The organism is Flavobacteriales bacterium, from assembly GCA_020635855.1.
Taxonomy (GTDB): domain Bacteria; phylum Bacteroidota; class Bacteroidia; order JACJYZ01; family JACJYZ01; genus JACJYZ01.
On record JACJYZ010000004.1, the window covers coordinates 166,812 to 183,624 of the forward strand.

A 16,813-nucleotide genomic window follows, 5' to 3' on the forward strand; every position below is an offset into this window, starting at 1 on the left:
ACAATGTGCGTGCGGCCCTGTGTTGAAGTTGTGTATGTACCATTATTATATTGATGGATTGAGGTTATACCCCAATCTACGGCAGGCCTTAATGGTTTTCAACCCGGAATGAACGAACGGATGCACCCGTCTTCCGAATGGTAGCCATCTCCTGATGAGCGAATAATTCTCCAACGATACAGATGGAATGACGCGCCGCCTCACTACTTTTGCACCGGCATGCAATCCTTTTTTGAGAAGAAAACCAACCAATGGCTCACGCTCGGGCTGTTGGCGCTTACGTGGGGAAGTTCATTTATCCTGATGGAAAAAGGATTGGTGGCCTATTCCGATACGCAGGTGGCCTCGCTACGCCTGGTGTTTGCCGGACTTGTCCTTCTGCCCGTTTCGATCCGAAGGATCCGGCACCTACCGAAGAAAACGCTGATTCCTATTTTCCTGGTCGGACTGGTCGGAAACGGTATTCCCGCTTTTCTTTTCACCAAAGCTGAGACGGTGATCGACAGCTCCACCGCCGGCATCATCAACGCCCTGGCGCCCCTGTTCACCCTGCTGATCGGCATTTCGTTCTTCCACCTGAAGGCCCGGTGGGTGCATGGCCTGGGCATCCTTGTGGGACTGGCCGGCGCCGTTGCCCTGTTATATGACGATATGCACATCGGAGGCAAAGCGGGTTATGCCGGCCTGGCCATCATCGCCACGGTGTGCTATGGCTTTTCCATCAACATTGTAAAAGGATACCTCCACAGCGTACCTGCCACAGAAATCGCTTCCATTGGCTTGCTTTTCGTGGGACTCCCCTCCGGAATCTACCTGTTCAGCACCGATTTCACCCAGCACTTCAGCACACACCCCGACGCATGGACCAGCCTGGGCTATATAATGATCCTGGGCATGGTGGGAACCGCTTTCGCCGTATCCATCTTCAACATGCTCATCAAATCCACCTCCCACCTGTTCGCCGCATCCGTCACCTACCTGATCCCCATCGTGGCGATCTTCTGGGGATTGTTTGACGGTGAATCGATGGACATCCGGAAAATCATCGCCATCCTTACCATCCTGGTCAGTATTTACCTGGTGAACCGCAAGACCTGATCACCCGAATTAATTTCATGGGATTGCTTGGGAGGGAAAAATCTTTTGTTTACATTTGCACCCCTTAATGTAACAAGCTGCAAGGAACTATGTACGCAATTGTCAAGATCGGAGGACACCAATATAAGGTTGAAAAAGACCAGAAGGTGTTTGTAAACAGACTCGCTCAGGAAGCGGGAGATAAGGTTCTTTTGGACCAGGTGCTGCTCATCGACAACAATGGCAAGGTATTGACCGGAGCCCCTGTGATCAAGGGTGCCGGCGTTACTGCCACCATCGTGGAGCATGTAAAAGCGGATAAAGTCCTTGTTTTCAAAAAGAAGAGAAGAAAAGGCTATAAAAAGCTGAACGGTCATCGTCAGGCAGTGAGCCTGATCCAGATCGACAAGATCGAGGAGAAAGACGCCAAGGCCCCCGTCAACACGCCGAAAGCAAAAGCAGAACCCAAGGCAGAAAAGGAAGCCCCCGCTGAAGCAAAAGCAACCAAGGCAACCAGAGAACCCAAGGCAGCTGCCCCGAAGAAAGAAACCACGGCAAAGAAGGCCCCAGCCAAGAAAGCCGCCCCCAAGAAATCAACCGCCAAGAAAACAGATAAAGGCGAATAATACTTTAATTTCCACGAACCATGGCACATAAAAAAGGAGTCGGTAGTTCCAGGAACGGTCGCGAGTCGGAAAGCAAACGACTGGGCATCAAAATTTTTGGTGGCCAACAAGTTGTTGCAGGCAACATCATCGTTCGTCAACGTGGAACCAAGCACAAAGCCGGACTGAATGTCGGCATCGGAAAGGACCACACCCTGTACGCACTTGCAAACGGTGTGGTGCAATTCCAAAAAAAGAAAGATGACAAATCCTACGTTTCGGTTGTTCCAGCAGCGGCCGAATAAGGATGCTTAACCCATAATTGAAATCCCGGACGCATCGTTCGGGATTTTTTTTTCTATTTTTCCCAATACTTATCTCCAATGCTCACGCTTCAACTCTTACGGGACCAACCCGAACAAGTCGTTCAACGCCTGCAGAAAAAACACTTCCAGGCAGGCGAAATCGTAGAGGCCATTCTTCGCATCGACCAGGAAAGAAGAAAAATACAGGCACAGAACGATGCCCTTCTCGCCGAAGCCAATGAACTTGCACGCTCCATCGGCGACCTCTTCAAACAAGGCAAGAAAGACGAAGCCGAATCCCTTCGGCAACGCACCGGTGAACTGAAGGAAGAAACCAAAAAGCTCGGCGAACAGCTCCAGGCCCTCGAAAGCCAGCTGCAGGAGAAGATCACCGAACTGCCCAACCTGCCCCACGATTCCGTACCCGAAGGCAAAACACCGCAAGACAATGTAACCGTACGCGAAGGTGGATCCAAACCTTCCCTGCCCACCGACGCCAAACCGCATTGGGACCTGGCCGAACAATACAACCTGATCGATTTCGCGCTGGGCAACAAGGTAACCGGTGCCGGCTTCCCAGTCTATCTAAACAAAGGCGCACGCCTGCAACGCGCCCTGATCAACTATTTTCTGGATAAGGCCCTGGAGACAGGCTACCGTGAGTGCCAGCCCCCCATCCTCGTGAACACCGATTCTGCTTTTGGCACCGGCCAGTTACCCGACAAGGAAGGACAGATGTATGCCGTTGAACGGGATCAGCTGTATGTGATCCCCACCGCCGAAGTACCCCTGACCAATATCTACCGCGATGTGATTCTCGATGAAGCGCAGTTCCCGGTGAAAATGGTGGGTTATACCCCTTGCTTCCGCCGCGAAGCAGGCTCATACGGAAAAGATGTGCGTGGCCTCAACCGCCTGCACCAGTTCGACAAGGTGGAGATCGTACAGGTACGCAAACCCGAGGAGTCTTACCAGGCACTGGAAGAAATGGTGGCCCACGTGGAATCGCTCCTGGTGGCCCTGCAACTTCCCTACCGCATCCTGCGTCTTTGCGGTGGTGATATGAGCTTTACATCTGCCTTGACCTACGACTTTGAAGTATACGCCGCCGCGCAAGACCGCTGGCTGGAAGTCAGTTCCGTTTCCAACTTCGAGTCCTTCCAGGCCAACCGCCTCAAGCTGCGTTACAAAGAAGATAAAACCAACAAACTGGCACACACCCTAAACGGAAGCGCCCTGGCCCTCCCACGCATCGTGGCGGCGTTGCTTGAGAACAACCAGCAACCCGATGGCATCAGCATTCCCGCACCCCTTGTACCTTACACAGGCTTTGCCAAAATCGATTGAACCCCATTCCAATGACCAGAAACTTCATCCTGCTGTGCTTCGCTCTCATTTCAATCACCCTGGCTTCCTGCGAGCCCGATTATGTGAAGGCGGGAAAGAGGCAGATCGACAGCCTGGATACACAGTACCAGCAGTTGCAAACCTCCATCAAGGAATTCAAATACGAAGAGGCGATGGAGAAACTGGAAACCGTGGAAGAACACCTGGAACACTTCCAGGCATCCAACCAGGACACCCTTTCCAGGGATGAGGCCATGCTGCTTTCCAACTACCATTCCGTGGCCGAACCGCTGGAGAAACTGAAGGAGCGCTATCAGTATTACCAGGATGAACTGCAGACCACCCGCAAACAACTGGATGGCCTCAGGCACGACCTGGAAAACAAAGCCTTCACCGATTCGTTGTTCCAGGTATACCTGTCTGACGAACGCAATGCACTGAACCGGTTGCAACAGGAAGCGTCCCAGGCCGTAGAAATGGCTAAAAAGAAAATGGTTGTGTTCGATTCCCTGCAGCCCAGGATCACACGCCTGGCCAAATCGGTCAACATCGAGGTGGAAAATGAAAAGGATGAGAAATAAGATTGCCGCACTTGGTGCCTGCTGGCTCATGCTGTTGATCGCATGGCCTCACCACCTGTTGGCGCAAAGCAGCACAGACGAACAACTGGCCAATCTGTATTTCCAGGACCGCGACTTCGAAAAAGCCGCCTACTATTTTGAAAAACTCTTCGACGCCAATCCGAGCAATCAATACTACCAACCCCTGCTGACCAGCTACATCGAAACAGGCGAATTCAAAAAGGCCGAAAAGCTGGTGAAGAAAAGAATCAAAACCAATCCGGGAAACCTTGCCTTCCAGGTAGACCTGGGGTATGTTGCAAGAAAGGCCGGCGACGATAACGAAGCCAAAAGCCAATACCAGAAAGCCATCAAGGCGCTGCCGGCCAACCAACAAAGTGTGCTCGACCTGGCCAATGCCTTCCTGGGCAAGAACGAATCCACCTACGCGGAAGAAACTTATCTCCACGGCCGCAAGATGTTCGACGGTATCTACACCTTTAACATGGAACTGGCCGAGATCTATTCCCAGGCAGGGGAATACATGAAGATGTTTGACGAGTACCTGGGCCTGATTGATCAGAACCCTTCCTACCTGCAAACCGTGCAAAACGCACTGCAGTCCAAACTGGCCAACGACATGAACGGCCAACGACGGGCCCTGCTGAAAACCATTCTGCTGAAACGGATCCAGAAGTACCCTGATGCCGTGGTGTATTCGGAACTGCTCATCTGGTACTACATGCAGGAACAGGAATTCGCATCGGCATTGATTCAGGCCAAAGCCCTCGACAAACGTTTGCATGAAACCGGCGAACGCATCATGAACCTGGGCTACATCGCCGAAGAAAACGGCGCCTCCGACGTTGCCGTGGATTGCTACCAGTATGTGATCGACAAAGGCAAAAACAGTTACTACTATGCCGATGCGCGCATCCGATTGCTCGGTACCTTGTATGCCCAGGTCACCGGTTCTTATGCACCCGACCAGGCCAAGATCACCGATCTCAAATCCCGCTATATCAAAACCCTTTCCGAACTCGGTATCGGCAACCAAACCGCCCTACTCGCCTGCAAGCTGGCCCACATCGAGGCATTCTACCTGCACGAAACCGAACCCGCCATACAAAGACTGCAGGACCTGCTGACGGCTCCGGGCATCTCCAAACAAAACCAGGCGCAAGTGAAGCTGGAACTGGCCGACATCTACGTGTATACAGGTGAGCGATGGGAATCAACCCTGCTTTACAGCCAGGTGGAAAAAGACTTCAAGAACGACCCCATCGGCCACGATGCCAAACTCCGTAATGCACGCCTGTCTTACTACATGGGCGATTTCAACTGGGCACGTGCACAGGTGGATGTACTCAAAGCCGCCACCTCCAAACTGATTGCCAACGATGCACTGGACCTTTCGCTGTTGATCACCGACAACCAGGACGGAGATTCACTCGACATCCCCCTGCACATATTCGCACGCGCGGAGTTGCTGACATACCGCAATCTTGATTCCCTGGCACTGCTCACGATGGATTCCATCACCACCAAATATCCCAGTCACGCCCTGGCCGACGAGATCCTGTACCGGAAAGCCCAGATCATGGAAAAGGAAGGAAAATTCGAACAGGCCACGGAATTCTACCAGCAGATCGTTGTTCAGTTCGGAACCGATATCCTGGCAGACAATGCGCTGTTCCGACTGGCCGAACTGTACGAGGAGTATTTCAAGAACCCCGACAAAGCCATGGAACTCTACCAGCAACTCATGGTCCAATACCAGGGTAGCATGTTCACCGTGGAAGCACGCAAACGGTTCCGGGCATTACGCGGTGACAAGCTGAACTAGGCCCTGACCGCCTCTCCGGCAATTTCCAGGAATATATCCACCAGTTCATCCGGCTTGCTGAAGAACGGCGAATGACTCGCCTGCATGTGATACACCTTCCGGCAGGGCGTTTCTGTGTACATCTTCTCCTGGATAAATGGCGTTACCGCCCGGTCGTCGTCGCAAGCAATGTAATACCTGGGTACCCGTCCGAACTTTTCTTCACTGAGGTGCAACGGCGCCAGTCCCGACTCCATCGGTTCGGCACCCAGCAACACCCTGGCCATCTCCGCAATCCCTTCTTCACAATCGTGGTAAAGTCCTTCTCTGTAAATTTCCTGTTGCAGGGTATGCGAACCGGAAGCGTGGTCCATCGTCACATAGGGTTTCAGCCACCCAGTCGTATCCTGCGCCGAATATTCTGATTGCGTTTTTCCATCCGGGATGAGGTACGCCGCCAGGTAGATCAGCTTTTCAATCTTGTCGGGCCGATGCTCCGCCGCTTGTGAAATCACAATGCCGTTCTTGCTGTGTCCCACCAGGATCACTTTTCCTTCCGCACGGTCGATCAGCTCACATACCTTCGCCACCGTGTCTTTGAAGTTCACCTTTTCAATAGGTGTTTTGTCGCGGCCCATGCCGGGAAGATCCATCGCGCATACCTTGTGGCCCTGACGTTCGAGCAGGGGAGTTACCTTGTACCAGTTCCAGGCACAATGCCAGGATCCGTGAATGAGAATGAATGTTTTCTGTTCCATGTGCATGTTATTTGGATGTGTACAAATGGGCGGATTCCCACCCGATCATGGCCGCCTTCCGGTCGGCGCCCCAATGGTATTCACCGAATTCACCCGTTGACCTGATCACGCGATGACAGGGAATGAGATACGCCACCGGGTTGTCTCCGACGGCCGTGCCCACCGCCCTCGATGCACGCGGTTGCCGAATGGATGAAGCTACCTGACCGTACGTGACCAACCCGCCTTCCGGGATGCGCATCAATGCTTCCCACACCTTCACCTGGAATTCGGTGGCCTTCAAATGCAACCGGATTTCGGCCGGATTTCTCTGATCACGGTTGAATATCTGCAGGGCCTTTTCCTGCATGGCATCCGCACTTTGAAGAAAGCGGGCTTTGGGAAACATATGCAGCAGACGTGAAAGCGCTTTCTCTTCATCATCCGAAAAAGCCAGATGACAAACACCCCTGGATGTAGTGGCAATAAGTACCCTACCGAACGGACTGTCGGCAAAGCAGTAAGAAATGGCAAGGTTCTTCCCGCCATCCCTGTATTCGGCCGGTGTCATGCCCTCGATGTGAATGAAGAGGTCATGCAGCCGTCCGGTACCTGAGAGTCCGGTGGCATGCGTCGCCTCCGACAACGTCACCTGCTCATCCTTCAACAACTTCCTGGCATGTTCGATGCTGACGTATTGCAGGAATTTTTTCGGACTCATACCCGCCCACTCGGTGAACATGCGCTGGAAATGGAACGGACTCATGTGCACCTTTTCCGCCACTTCCTCCAAGCCGGGCTGATCGCGGAAATGACGGCGGATGTACCCGATGGCTTCTGCGATGCGATTGAAATCTACATGTTGCTGCTCGTTCATGGCCGAAGTTGTTTTGTGATGATGTAAAAGTAGAAAAGGATGCAACCGGCCGCCACCCGAAACTTGCGATCTTTTGAACCTCTTTCCGGCTCAAGCTTGTATCTTTACAATTATAAACCCACACCATGAGCCACAAAGCCGTTCTGATCATCCTCGATGGATGGGGACTTGGCAACGGAAATCCATCCGACGCCATCGCACATGCACGTACCCCCTTCGTGGACAGCCTCTACCAAAAATACCCGCACGCCCAACTTTCCACATCGGGTGAAGACGTGGGTTTGCCCGCCGGACAAATGGGCAACTCCGAAGTAGGACACCTGAACATCGGTGCCGGCCGCATCGTGTACCAGGACCTGGTGCGCATCAACAAAGCCATCCGGGAAGGTGAACTGGCCTCCAACCCGGTGCTGAAGGAAGCGCTGCAAAAAGCCAAAGACGGCAACAACCGCCTCCACCTCATGGGACTCTGTTCCGACGGAGGTGTGCATTCCCATATCAACCACCTCCTCACGCTTTGCGACCTCGCCGCCAAAGAAGGCATCAATGAAGTGTATGTGCATGCCTTCACCGACGGGCGCGACTGCGACCCCAAAAGCGGACTCGGTTTCCTGAAAACCCTCCAGGCACACCTAGAAAAAACCGGCGGTGTACTGGCACACATCGTAGGCAGATACTATGCCATGGACCGTGACAAGCGCTGGGAACGCGTGAAGGAAGCATACGACCTTATGGTACACGGAACCGGTAAAGCAACCAAAGACATGATCGGCGCCGTGGAAGCTTCCTACAAGGAAGACATCACCGATGAATTCATCCGCCCCATCCAGAAGATCGATGATGCCGGACAACCCGTAGGACTCATCCGGGAGAACGACGTGGTGATCTGTTTCAACTACCGCACCGACCGCTGTCGTGAGATCACCATTGCGCTCACGCAACACGACATTCCCGAACACAGCATGCGCACCCTGCCGCTGTACTATGTGACCATGACGCAGTATGACGCCACCTACAAGGATGTGCACGTCATCTTTCACAAGGACAACCTGGCTAAAACACTGGGAGAAGTATTGGCGGATGCAGGCAAAACCCAGATCCGCATCGCGGAAACGGAAAAGTACCCGCACGTGACCTTCTTCTTTTCAGGCGGAAGGGAAGCCGAATTCAAAGGAGAAAAACGCCTGATGGTAAGCTCTCCCAAGGTGGCCACCTACGACCTGCAACCCGAGATGAGTGCAGCATTGGTAACCTCCACCATTGTTGCCGAACTGAACAAGGGAGAGACCGACTTCGTGTGTCTCAACTTCGCCAACCCCGATATGGTGGGCCATACCGGTGTGTACGATGCCATCGTGAAGGCCGTGGAAACGGTGGACGGGTGCCTGCAGCAGGTGGTGGAAGCAGGACTGAAACATGACTACCGCTTCCTCATCATCGCCGACCACGGCAATGCGGATTATGTGATCAACGCAGATGGAAGTCCGAACACCGCCCACACCACCAATCCGGTGCCCGCCATCCTGATTGATCCGGACCATACCGCGATCCGCAACGGCATCCTGGCCGACGTGGCTCCCACCCTGCTGGCCATGATGGGCGTGGAGCAACCGGTGGAGATGACAGGACATGCATTGATCGGGGAAAAACTTCCGCAACCTTCCGGGTCATTAAAGTTTGCACGTTCATAAGCTGACCACATCTCCGGTTCTTCCTATATTGCCACCCCCCAAACATCCCCGCACCATGGAAACCACATCCCCATCCGGCGTGAAAAACTACATCAACCAAAACAAAGAGCGCTTCATCGAAGAACTGTTCGCCCTGCTGCGATTGAAATCCGTGAGCGCCGACCCGGCCTACAAGGAGGAAGTATTGAAAACCGCCGAGCACGTGAAACTGTCGCTTACCGCCGCCGGTGCCGACCACGCACAGGTGATCCCCACCAAAGGTTACCCGGTGGTGTATGCTGAAAAGATCGTGGACCCTGCATTGCCGACCGTACTGATCTACGGTCACTATGACGTGCAACCCCCCGACCCTGTGGACCTGTGGAATTCGCCCCCGTTCGAGCCCGTGGTGAAAGACGGAAAGATATACGCGCGCGGTTCCGCCGACGACAAAGGTCAGTTCTTCATGCATGTGAAGGCTTTTGAAATGATGCACAAAACCAACAGCCTGCCCTGCAACGTAAAATTCATGATTGAAGGCGAAGAAGAAGTGGGCTCGGAAAACCTGGGCGCCTTCCTCGAAGCAGAAAAAGAAAAACTGAAAGCGGATGTGATCCTGATCTCCGACACATCCATGATCAGCACCGAAACACCCTCTATTACCGTTGGATTGCGCGGACTCAGCTACCTACAGGTGGAAGTGACCGGCCCCAACCGCGACCTACACTCGGGCATCTACGGCGGTGCCGTGGCCAACCCGATCAACGTGCTGTGCGACATGATCCATTCCCTGATTGATGAGAACGGGCACATCACCATCCCCGGTTTCTATGATGATGTGGTGGAACTCTCCGACGCCGAAAGGGCCGAACTGGCCAAAGCGCCCTTCGACCTGGACGCCTACAAAAAACACCTCGACATCAAGGATGTGAAAGGTGAAAAAGGATACTCCACCCCCGAACGCGTTTCCATCCGGCCCACGCTGGATGTAAACGGCATCTGGGGCGGCTACACCGGTGAAGGTGCTAAAACGGTGATCGCCTCCAAGGCGTATGCAAAGATCTCTATGCGACTGGTGCCCAACCAAACGCCCGACAAGATCACCCAACTCTTCAAATCCCACTTCGAAGCCATCGCACCCGACAGCGTGAAGGTGAAGGTAACGCCCTTCCACGGCGGACTCCCTGTGGTGACCCCCACCCACCTCGACGCCTACCAGGCCGCAGCCAAAGCGATGGAAAAAACATTCGGCAAGAAACCCATCCCCCAGCGAAGCGGTGGCAGCATACCCATCGTGGCGCTGTTTGAATCGGTGCTCGGACTGAAATCCATCCTGTTCGGGTTCGGACTGGACTCCGACGCGATCCACTCTCCCAACGAACACTATGGTGTGTTCAATTACCTGAAAGGCATCGAAACCATTCCGTACTTCTTTGAGTATTTCGCGGAAGCGAGGAAGTAGTGGAATGTCAGGCCCCGGGTACACCGGGAGTTTCCGGGCGAGGCATGGGTCACCTTATCCATATTCCTCGTTGATGGTGATACCAATTTTGAACCACATAGGCACATAGATCACAGTAGAAAAACCACATAGTTTATGTGTGCTATGTGCCTATGTGGTTCAAAAATACTTGACGTCTTCATTCCTTCGGTCATCTAGACATCCTTATCCGATATCTTGTCACCAACCGCGACTAACCCCGGGGCACACCCGGGGCACACCAATCCCCGCCCCAATTCAAGTTACGAATGTATTCCATGCCAAATGAGAATACCTCATGTCTAAATTTGCATATGCAAGAATACTCCTTGATTTAATATAACCGCATGCTACCGGTGTGCTGCTCCGATGAAGCAGGCCTTTCCCCTATGCCCTGCAAGCGGCAACGCCAAAAGTCATAAAGCTTATGTTCACGCGATGCTCATTCGTAATTCGTCATTCATTCTGGCATATCATTTGCAATTTGCCCACCATTGCATTTTTTTCTACTTTGCTTATGCGTCTGTTTGTTTACCGGAAGTAATCCCCCCAGCAATGACAAGAATTTCGATTGCCGGATTCATGATTGCAATTACCCTCCTGGCCTCCTGCGCCAAGGATGAGTTGGTCGTGGTTCCCGGCAATGTGCCTCCGCCAGATCCCACCGTCACCGACCTAAGCGATGATGTGCTTCAGGAGAACTACATCAACAAAGTGTACATCAGTGTGCTGGGACGCAAGCCTACATCCATCGAACTGACCACGGGTAAAACCATCCTCAGCCAGCATGACCTTTCGGTGGCCGACCGCAACCAGCTGCTCGATGTGGTGCTGAGTGGAAACGAATACTACTACCGGGTGTATGACCTCGCCCGCATTGAATTGCTGAACGCAGTGGACACATCCGAGATCACGCAGGACATTTTCATCTACAACCTGCTGCTCCAGGATACCGCCACCTACGGGCCCTACTTCGCCCTGATTCATCACGAGATCGACCGCCTGGAAGCGCTGAAGGAAGCACCGTCAGCATTCGCAGCAGGCAACATAGACATCATCGAATTGCACAGGCGGTGCGCCAACAACAAGATCTACGACGACATCAACATGGGCACCGAGAACTTCGTGATTTCCATGTTCCAGAACTTCCTGCTTCGATATCCGACCACCCAGGAACTCGAGCAGGGAAAACAAATGGTGGACGGATTCACTGCCGCGGTGTTCTATGAGACCGGCGACAGCAAAGACGATTTCCTGGATATCTTCTTCCGCTCATCCGACTACTTCGAAGGACAAGTCAGAAACCTCTACCTACGCTATCTATTTCGCGAACCCGACTCGGAGACCATGACGGCCCTGAGCCAGCAGTACAAGAAAGACAAAGATTATAAGGCCTTGCAAAAAGCCATCCTGAATACAGACGAATTCGTAGGACTCAAATAACATGAAAAAGACCGCCCTCCTCCTGGCCTGTACCCTGCTGCTCGCGATCACCGCGTGCAAGAAGGATGTGACACCGGTCTACGAGATCACCGATGTGAACCTGCAACAACCTGGATCTCTGAAAGACCATGTGAAGTCGACCTTGGAGTTCATTTCCATTGCCTATTCCGACCTGTTCGACAAAACCATCACCAACGCCGAACTGGTGAACCTTGCTGTAACCTATTCGGCCTTCGGCGACAAAAAACTGATTGAGGACCTGATCATCCGGAACTTCCTGAACAACGGCGCCCATATCCCTACCAAAACCGAAATGGACGCTGATGTAGATGGGTTCGTTCAAGGCGCTTACCGGAAGCTCTTCAACCGCGATGCCTCCAACTATGAAAAATGGTACCTGAAAGATCTGATCACAGGCGATCCACTGGTGACACCGGAAATGATTTACTACAGCATGATGACCTCCAACGAATACAGGTACTACTAGACAGACGCCATGAAAAGAAGAAGCTTCGTTAAGAAAACCATGGCCGCAACGGCAGGTGCTTTCGTAGCCCCTTACATCCTCCCCTCCGGAAGGTTGTTTGCCGCCACCGGGGCCCGCAAAGTGGATCACGTGGTGTTCTGCATGTTTGCCGGAGGGGTCAGGAACCTGGAATCGGTGCACAAGGCCGATGGCAACCTGATGCCGCACATGTTCTCGGGAACAGAAAGCATCTCCCCGGATATTTATGCAGGGGTAAACCCGATCACGGCCAGTCCGCTTTCCCAACCGCTTCAGAAATACGGTACCCTGTTCAAGGAATTCCGTTACGCCTACGGACCCACCGGTCACTTCAACGGTCATACAACCGCACTTACCGGCGTGTACAGCAGCAACGATATCAACATCCGGGAGAATCCGAAATACCCCACCGTATTCGAATATTACCGCAAACACAACACACCCTCGATGCCCGCCACCAACGCATGGTGGGTATCCGACAGCCTGGGATCGTACCCGCTGCTGAATTACAGCAACTACCCAGGTTACGGGGCTGCCTTCGGTGGCAACCACATCCAGCCCTCATCCTTTATCATGCAAGGTTACAACGCCCTGGCCAACCCGAGAACATTCTCGGCATCGGAACAATCGGTGATTGAAAAGGTGCGGGGCTTCTGCGACAGCAATTTTGCCGCCCAATACCAGGCCAACGATGCAGGTGTGACCAACGACCCCACCGGCGCCTCACAGATTGATACCTTCATCAACCAATCATTCACCGAAGCCGCATCCGGGTTGTACAATGATCCGTGGGGAATCGGCGGACTCAACGGCGACCAGTTCAACATCTTCTTTGCTGAACAGATCATCAAGGAGTTCACCCCCGAACTGCTCGTGGTGAACATGCAGGGGGTGGATGTATGCCACACCGACTTCACAAACTACTGTAAGAACCTGAACCGGGCCAGCTATGCCACGGCACACCTGTGGAAGACCATCCAGTCGACACCGGGCATGCAAGACAACACCGTGATGATCGTAGTACCCGAACACGGCCGGAACCTCGACCCCAATACGATTATGGATCCGTACGGAAGGTTCGCCCTCGACCACACCAATGATGATACTTCACGCGAAATCTTCTGCCTGGTGGTTGGGCCTCCCTCTGTGGTGAAACAAGACCAGGTGATCTCAAGCGTGACCGGGCAAAGCATTGACGTGGTACCCACCATCGCCAATGTGCTTGGATTTGACACCGATATTCCTGCCGGCATGCTGGCAGGCACTCCACTCTCACAAGCATTTGTGTAATGATGGCCCCAAACAAATATCGCCTGTTGGGATTCGTGCTACCGGTAGCGGCATCGGTTGCCATGCTGCTGCACGGTTGTAAAAAAGACGATTTACCTCCCAACCCGTATGACCAGGTTGATTATAACACCGGTGGCAACACAACAGACACCCTCGACCCGAACACCATCACCGGCATACATCGCAACATCCTGCTACCCAAATGCGCAGTGCCGGGATGCCACGACGGTGTGTTCGAACCGGATTTCCGCTCGGTGCAGTCTTCCTTCACCACGCTGGTTTACCACCCGGTGGTGAAGAACAATGCCAACAATGATTTCACCTTCCGCGTGGTGCCGTTCGATACCACGAGGTCGGTGCTGTACGAACGCATCACCAATTGCTGTTTCGTGAACCAAAACGACCGCATGCCACAGGACAACATCGGCGTGCCGCTGCCGCAGACAGACATTGATCACATCGCGGCATGGATCATGAATGGCGCCCGTGACGTGAACGGCGATGTACCCAAATACCCCAACCTGGAACCTACGCTGAAGTCGCCGTTCTTCGTGGCTATTGACGACAAGATCCCGCCCACCGTTCTGTATTCCGATCAGAACAACCGGGTAGACAGCATCATTTACTATCCATTCCTTGTTCCAAGCAATGTAACCATGCAGCTGGTGTTTTACCCGACGGACGATAGCACCGCCATCCCCAACCTGAAAGTAAACCAGGTGAAACTGTCGCTGGATCCGGATGATTTCTCAGGCGGGTGGACCTTCAATGCGAGCTACCTGAAGGTAGGAACCGATGAGGTATACCTGGCTTCAGTGAACACTGCGGCGCTACCTACAGACACCACCATTTTCTTCCGATATTTCATGCAGGATGAGGATCACACACAGGTCACCCAGATCCCGACGGATGATTATGTGTATGAATACAAAACCTATTTTTCATTCCGGGTCAAACCTTAACACATGAAGGCTACAATCAAAACGACCATGTTGCTGGGTACGCTCTGCGCAATGATCGCCTGTAAGAAAGACGATGTAACGATCAGTGAAGTGCCTGAGATCTCGGTTGAGTCCGTAAGTCCGGTTGCCGTGCAAGAGTTTAAGGATTCGATCGTCTTCACTGTCTCCTACAAGGATGGCGACGGTGACCTCGGCGAGAACACAGCGGGGGTTGAAAACCTTTTTATTAAGGATACCCGGAACGATGTGGTATTCGGTTACCGGATACCGCAACTGGCCCCGGACGGATCTACGATCGCCATCCAGGGTCGATTGCGCGTTACATTGAACAGTACCAGCATCACCGATCAGTCCGCCTCCCAACAGGTGGTATATGAAGTGTACGCAGTTGACCGTGCCGGGCACACAAGCAATGTCGCCACTACCTCTGCGGTGACCGTGATGAAATAACAGCCTGTCATGCGGGAACGCCCATCATTCATTGAAATGCGTACATTCGCATCATCACCGGATCTCACCCCAATGAAACGATTGATTGCCTGCCTGTCGATCCTCTTTTTTTTCAGTTCGTGTTTCCATTATGAACCCGTGGTGGTAAAAGGCATGCGGTCAATGAAAATCACCAAAATGAGTGCGGATGGCATCGAAGGAGAAGTACAGATGGTGATCTTCAACCCGAACAAATTCAGCTTCAAGGTTACCGACTACGACCTGGATATTTACCTGGGTGATATACCCGTGGGGAAAGCCAAGCTGCAGGACAAGGTGAAGGTACATGCCAACAAGGAAGACAGTTACACCTTTCACATCAAGGGCACGTTAGGGCCTATGCTGCTGGCGTCATTGCCGTTGTTGTTATCAATGAAATCCCAGAAATCCACCCGCGTGCAGGCCAAAGGATATGTGAAGGTCAGCTCATGGGGTATCTCTAAAAAGATTGATGTTGATTTGGACGACATGATCAAACTGATGCAATGATGAACTTTCCTTCCCCGGCCGACATCCGGGAGGCTGCCGAACGGATCCGCCCCTATGCGCATCGTACCCCGGTCATGACATCCGCACAGCTGAACCGGCTGGCGGGCTGCGAACTTCATTTCAAATGCGAGAACCTGCAACGGATCGGTGCTTTCAAAATCAGGGGCGCCATCAATGCCGTGTTTTCCCTGAGCGACAGCGAAGCCGCCGGTGGTGTGGCTACCCATTCCAGTGGAAACCATGCACAGGCACTTGCCCTGGCTGCCTCCCTGCGAGGCATCAAGGCCACCATCGTGATGCCCGAGAACGCACCTGCGGTAAAGATCGCTGCGGTGAAGGGCTATGGCGGAAACATCATCTTTTGCAAACCCACACATGAAGCCCGGGAACGAACGCTGCAGGAATTCCTGGATGCTTCGGGCGGCGAGCTCATCCATCCTTATAACGACTTCCGGATCATCACCGGCCAGGCCACTGCCGGCATGGAACTGATCGAAGAGATCGGTGCTCCGGATGCGGTGATTGCCCCGGTAGGCGGTGGCGGACTTTTGTCGGGAACATCCCTTTCCACAACATACTTCGCCCCCGATGCCGATACGTATGGTGCCGAACCGGCACTGGCGGATGACGCATACAGAAGCATCCGGGATGGGATCATTCACCCGCCCCTGCCACCTGCCACCATTGCCGACGGTTTGTTGACCGGACTGGGGGAAAAGACCTTTGCCGTGATCAGTCAACACACCCGACGCATCCTCACCGTGGAAGAAGACACCATCCGGAAAGCCATGCAGTTGCTTATGGAACGAATGAAACTGGTGGTTGAACCCAGCGGTGCCGTGGCCCTGGCGGCCGTGCTTCAACATCCCAAAGAATTCTCAGGAAAAAAAGTGGGTGTGATCATTTCCGGTGGCAACCTGGATTTAAGCCAGATCCCTGTCCTCTTGCAAACAAGCTGACATCCCAGGACAATCGCGCCATCACATCGTTATGAAGTCTGAATGGTTTGGCATGATGGTTGGTTTATCTCTCCAACCATGTCACGATTTATCAACAAATTATCGCTTGTACACAGATTTTTGTTAATAACTACGACAAGGAATCCCCATATCCACCAAAATGCTTCCTTATTTTGCAGTATGGATTGGTACA

Annotated in this window: 17 protein-coding genes; 15 read left to right on the forward strand and 2 right to left on the reverse strand. The window is 53.1% G+C overall.

Going from position 1 to position 16,813, the window contains the following annotated elements; genetic code table 11:
- The first annotated feature begins 219 nt into the window (after positions 1–219).
- The 6 genes from H6585_12755 to H6585_12780 all read left to right on the forward strand — a co-directional run bounded on the left by H6585_12755 (position 220) and on the right by H6585_12780 (position 5,740).
- Positions 220–1,098: an EamA family transporter gene (locus tag H6585_12755; GenBank protein ID MCB9449201.1), complete on the forward strand. Its 879-nt coding sequence runs from the start codon at positions 220–222 to the stop codon at positions 1,096–1,098.
- Positions 1,099–1,187: 89 nt separating this feature from the next.
- Positions 1,188–1,703, forward strand: coding sequence for a 50S ribosomal protein L21 (rplU, locus tag H6585_12760; GenBank protein MCB9449202.1), 516 nt, complete (start codon positions 1,188–1,190; stop codon positions 1,701–1,703).
- A gap of 20 nt (positions 1,704–1,723) precedes the next feature.
- Entirely contained in the window at positions 1,724–1,987 is a 264-nt protein-coding gene (rpmA, locus tag H6585_12765) for a 50S ribosomal protein L27 (protein ID MCB9449203.1), read from the forward strand.
- 78 nt (positions 1,988–2,065) lie between these two features.
- Complete coding sequence (gene serS, locus H6585_12770) at positions 2,066–3,334, forward strand: serine--tRNA ligase (GenBank protein ID MCB9449204.1); 1,269 nt, start codon at positions 2,066–2,068, stop codon at positions 3,332–3,334.
- Between the two features lie 11 nt (positions 3,335–3,345).
- A complete protein-coding gene (locus H6585_12775) occupies positions 3,346–3,915 on the forward strand; it encodes a hypothetical protein (protein ID MCB9449205.1) in 570 nt (189 codons plus the stop codon).
- Positions 3,905–5,740: a tetratricopeptide repeat protein gene (locus H6585_12780; protein MCB9449206.1), complete on the forward strand. Its 1,836-nt coding sequence runs from the start codon at positions 3,905–3,907 to the stop codon at positions 5,738–5,740. Before H6585_12775 ends, H6585_12780 begins: the two co-directional genes overlap by 11 nt.
- Here the strand turns inward: H6585_12780 and H6585_12785 are convergent.
- Both H6585_12785 and H6585_12790 read right to left on the reverse strand, forming a co-directional pair.
- Complete coding sequence (locus H6585_12785) at positions 5,737–6,477, reverse strand: alpha/beta fold hydrolase (GenBank protein MCB9449207.1); 741 nt, start codon at positions 6,475–6,477, stop codon at positions 5,737–5,739. The genes H6585_12780 and H6585_12785 overlap by 4 nt on opposite strands.
- Before the next feature lie 7 nt (positions 6,478–6,484).
- Entirely contained in the window at positions 6,485–7,333 is an 849-nt protein-coding gene (locus tag H6585_12790) for a methylated-DNA--[protein]-cysteine S-methyltransferase (GenBank protein ID MCB9449208.1), read from the reverse strand.
- A gap of 125 nt (positions 7,334–7,458) precedes the next feature.
- Between H6585_12790 and H6585_12795 the strand changes: the two genes are divergently transcribed.
- The 9 genes from H6585_12795 to H6585_12835 all read left to right on the forward strand — a co-directional run bounded on the left by H6585_12795 (position 7,459) and on the right by H6585_12835 (position 16,620).
- Entirely contained in the window at positions 7,459–9,024 is a 1,566-nt protein-coding gene (locus tag H6585_12795) for a 2,3-bisphosphoglycerate-independent phosphoglycerate mutase (protein ID MCB9449209.1), read from the forward strand.
- Between the two features lie 55 nt (positions 9,025–9,079).
- Positions 9,080–10,465, forward strand: a complete 1,386-nt coding sequence (locus tag H6585_12800) for a dipeptidase (GenBank protein ID MCB9449210.1) — start codon at positions 9,080–9,082, stop codon at positions 10,463–10,465.
- A gap of 573 nt (positions 10,466–11,038) precedes the next feature.
- Positions 11,039–11,926 carry a hypothetical protein gene (locus H6585_12805; protein ID MCB9449211.1) on the forward strand — a complete coding sequence of 296 codons (888 nt, stop codon included), beginning with the start codon at positions 11,039–11,041 and terminating at the stop codon, positions 11,924–11,926.
- Between the two features lies 1 nt (position 11,927).
- The gene (locus H6585_12810; GenBank protein ID MCB9449212.1) at positions 11,928–12,413 is read left to right on the forward strand and encodes a hypothetical protein; all 486 of its coding nucleotides are present in this window, start codon (positions 11,928–11,930) and stop codon (positions 12,411–12,413) included.
- Between the two features lie 9 nt (positions 12,414–12,422).
- Positions 12,423–13,721, forward strand: coding sequence for a hypothetical protein (locus tag H6585_12815; GenBank protein ID MCB9449213.1), 1,299 nt, complete (start codon positions 12,423–12,425; stop codon positions 13,719–13,721).
- Positions 13,721–14,683: a hypothetical protein gene (locus H6585_12820; protein ID MCB9449214.1), complete on the forward strand. Its 963-nt coding sequence runs from the start codon at positions 13,721–13,723 to the stop codon at positions 14,681–14,683. Before H6585_12815 ends, H6585_12820 begins: the two co-directional genes overlap by 1 nt.
- A 3-nt stretch (positions 14,684–14,686) precedes the next feature.
- Complete coding sequence (locus H6585_12825; GenBank protein MCB9449215.1) at positions 14,687–15,133, forward strand: hypothetical protein; 447 nt, start codon at positions 14,687–14,689, stop codon at positions 15,131–15,133.
- Positions 15,134–15,205: 72 nt separating this feature from the next.
- Positions 15,206–15,661, forward strand: coding sequence for an LEA type 2 family protein (locus tag H6585_12830; protein MCB9449216.1), 456 nt, complete (start codon positions 15,206–15,208; stop codon positions 15,659–15,661).
- Positions 15,658–16,620 (forward strand): pyridoxal-phosphate dependent enzyme, encoded by a 963-nt coding sequence (locus H6585_12835; GenBank protein ID MCB9449217.1) that lies wholly within the window; start codon positions 15,658–15,660, stop codon positions 16,618–16,620. The genes H6585_12830 and H6585_12835 overlap by 4 nt, the downstream gene beginning before the upstream one ends.
- The last annotated feature ends 193 nt before the right edge of the window (positions 16,621–16,813 follow it).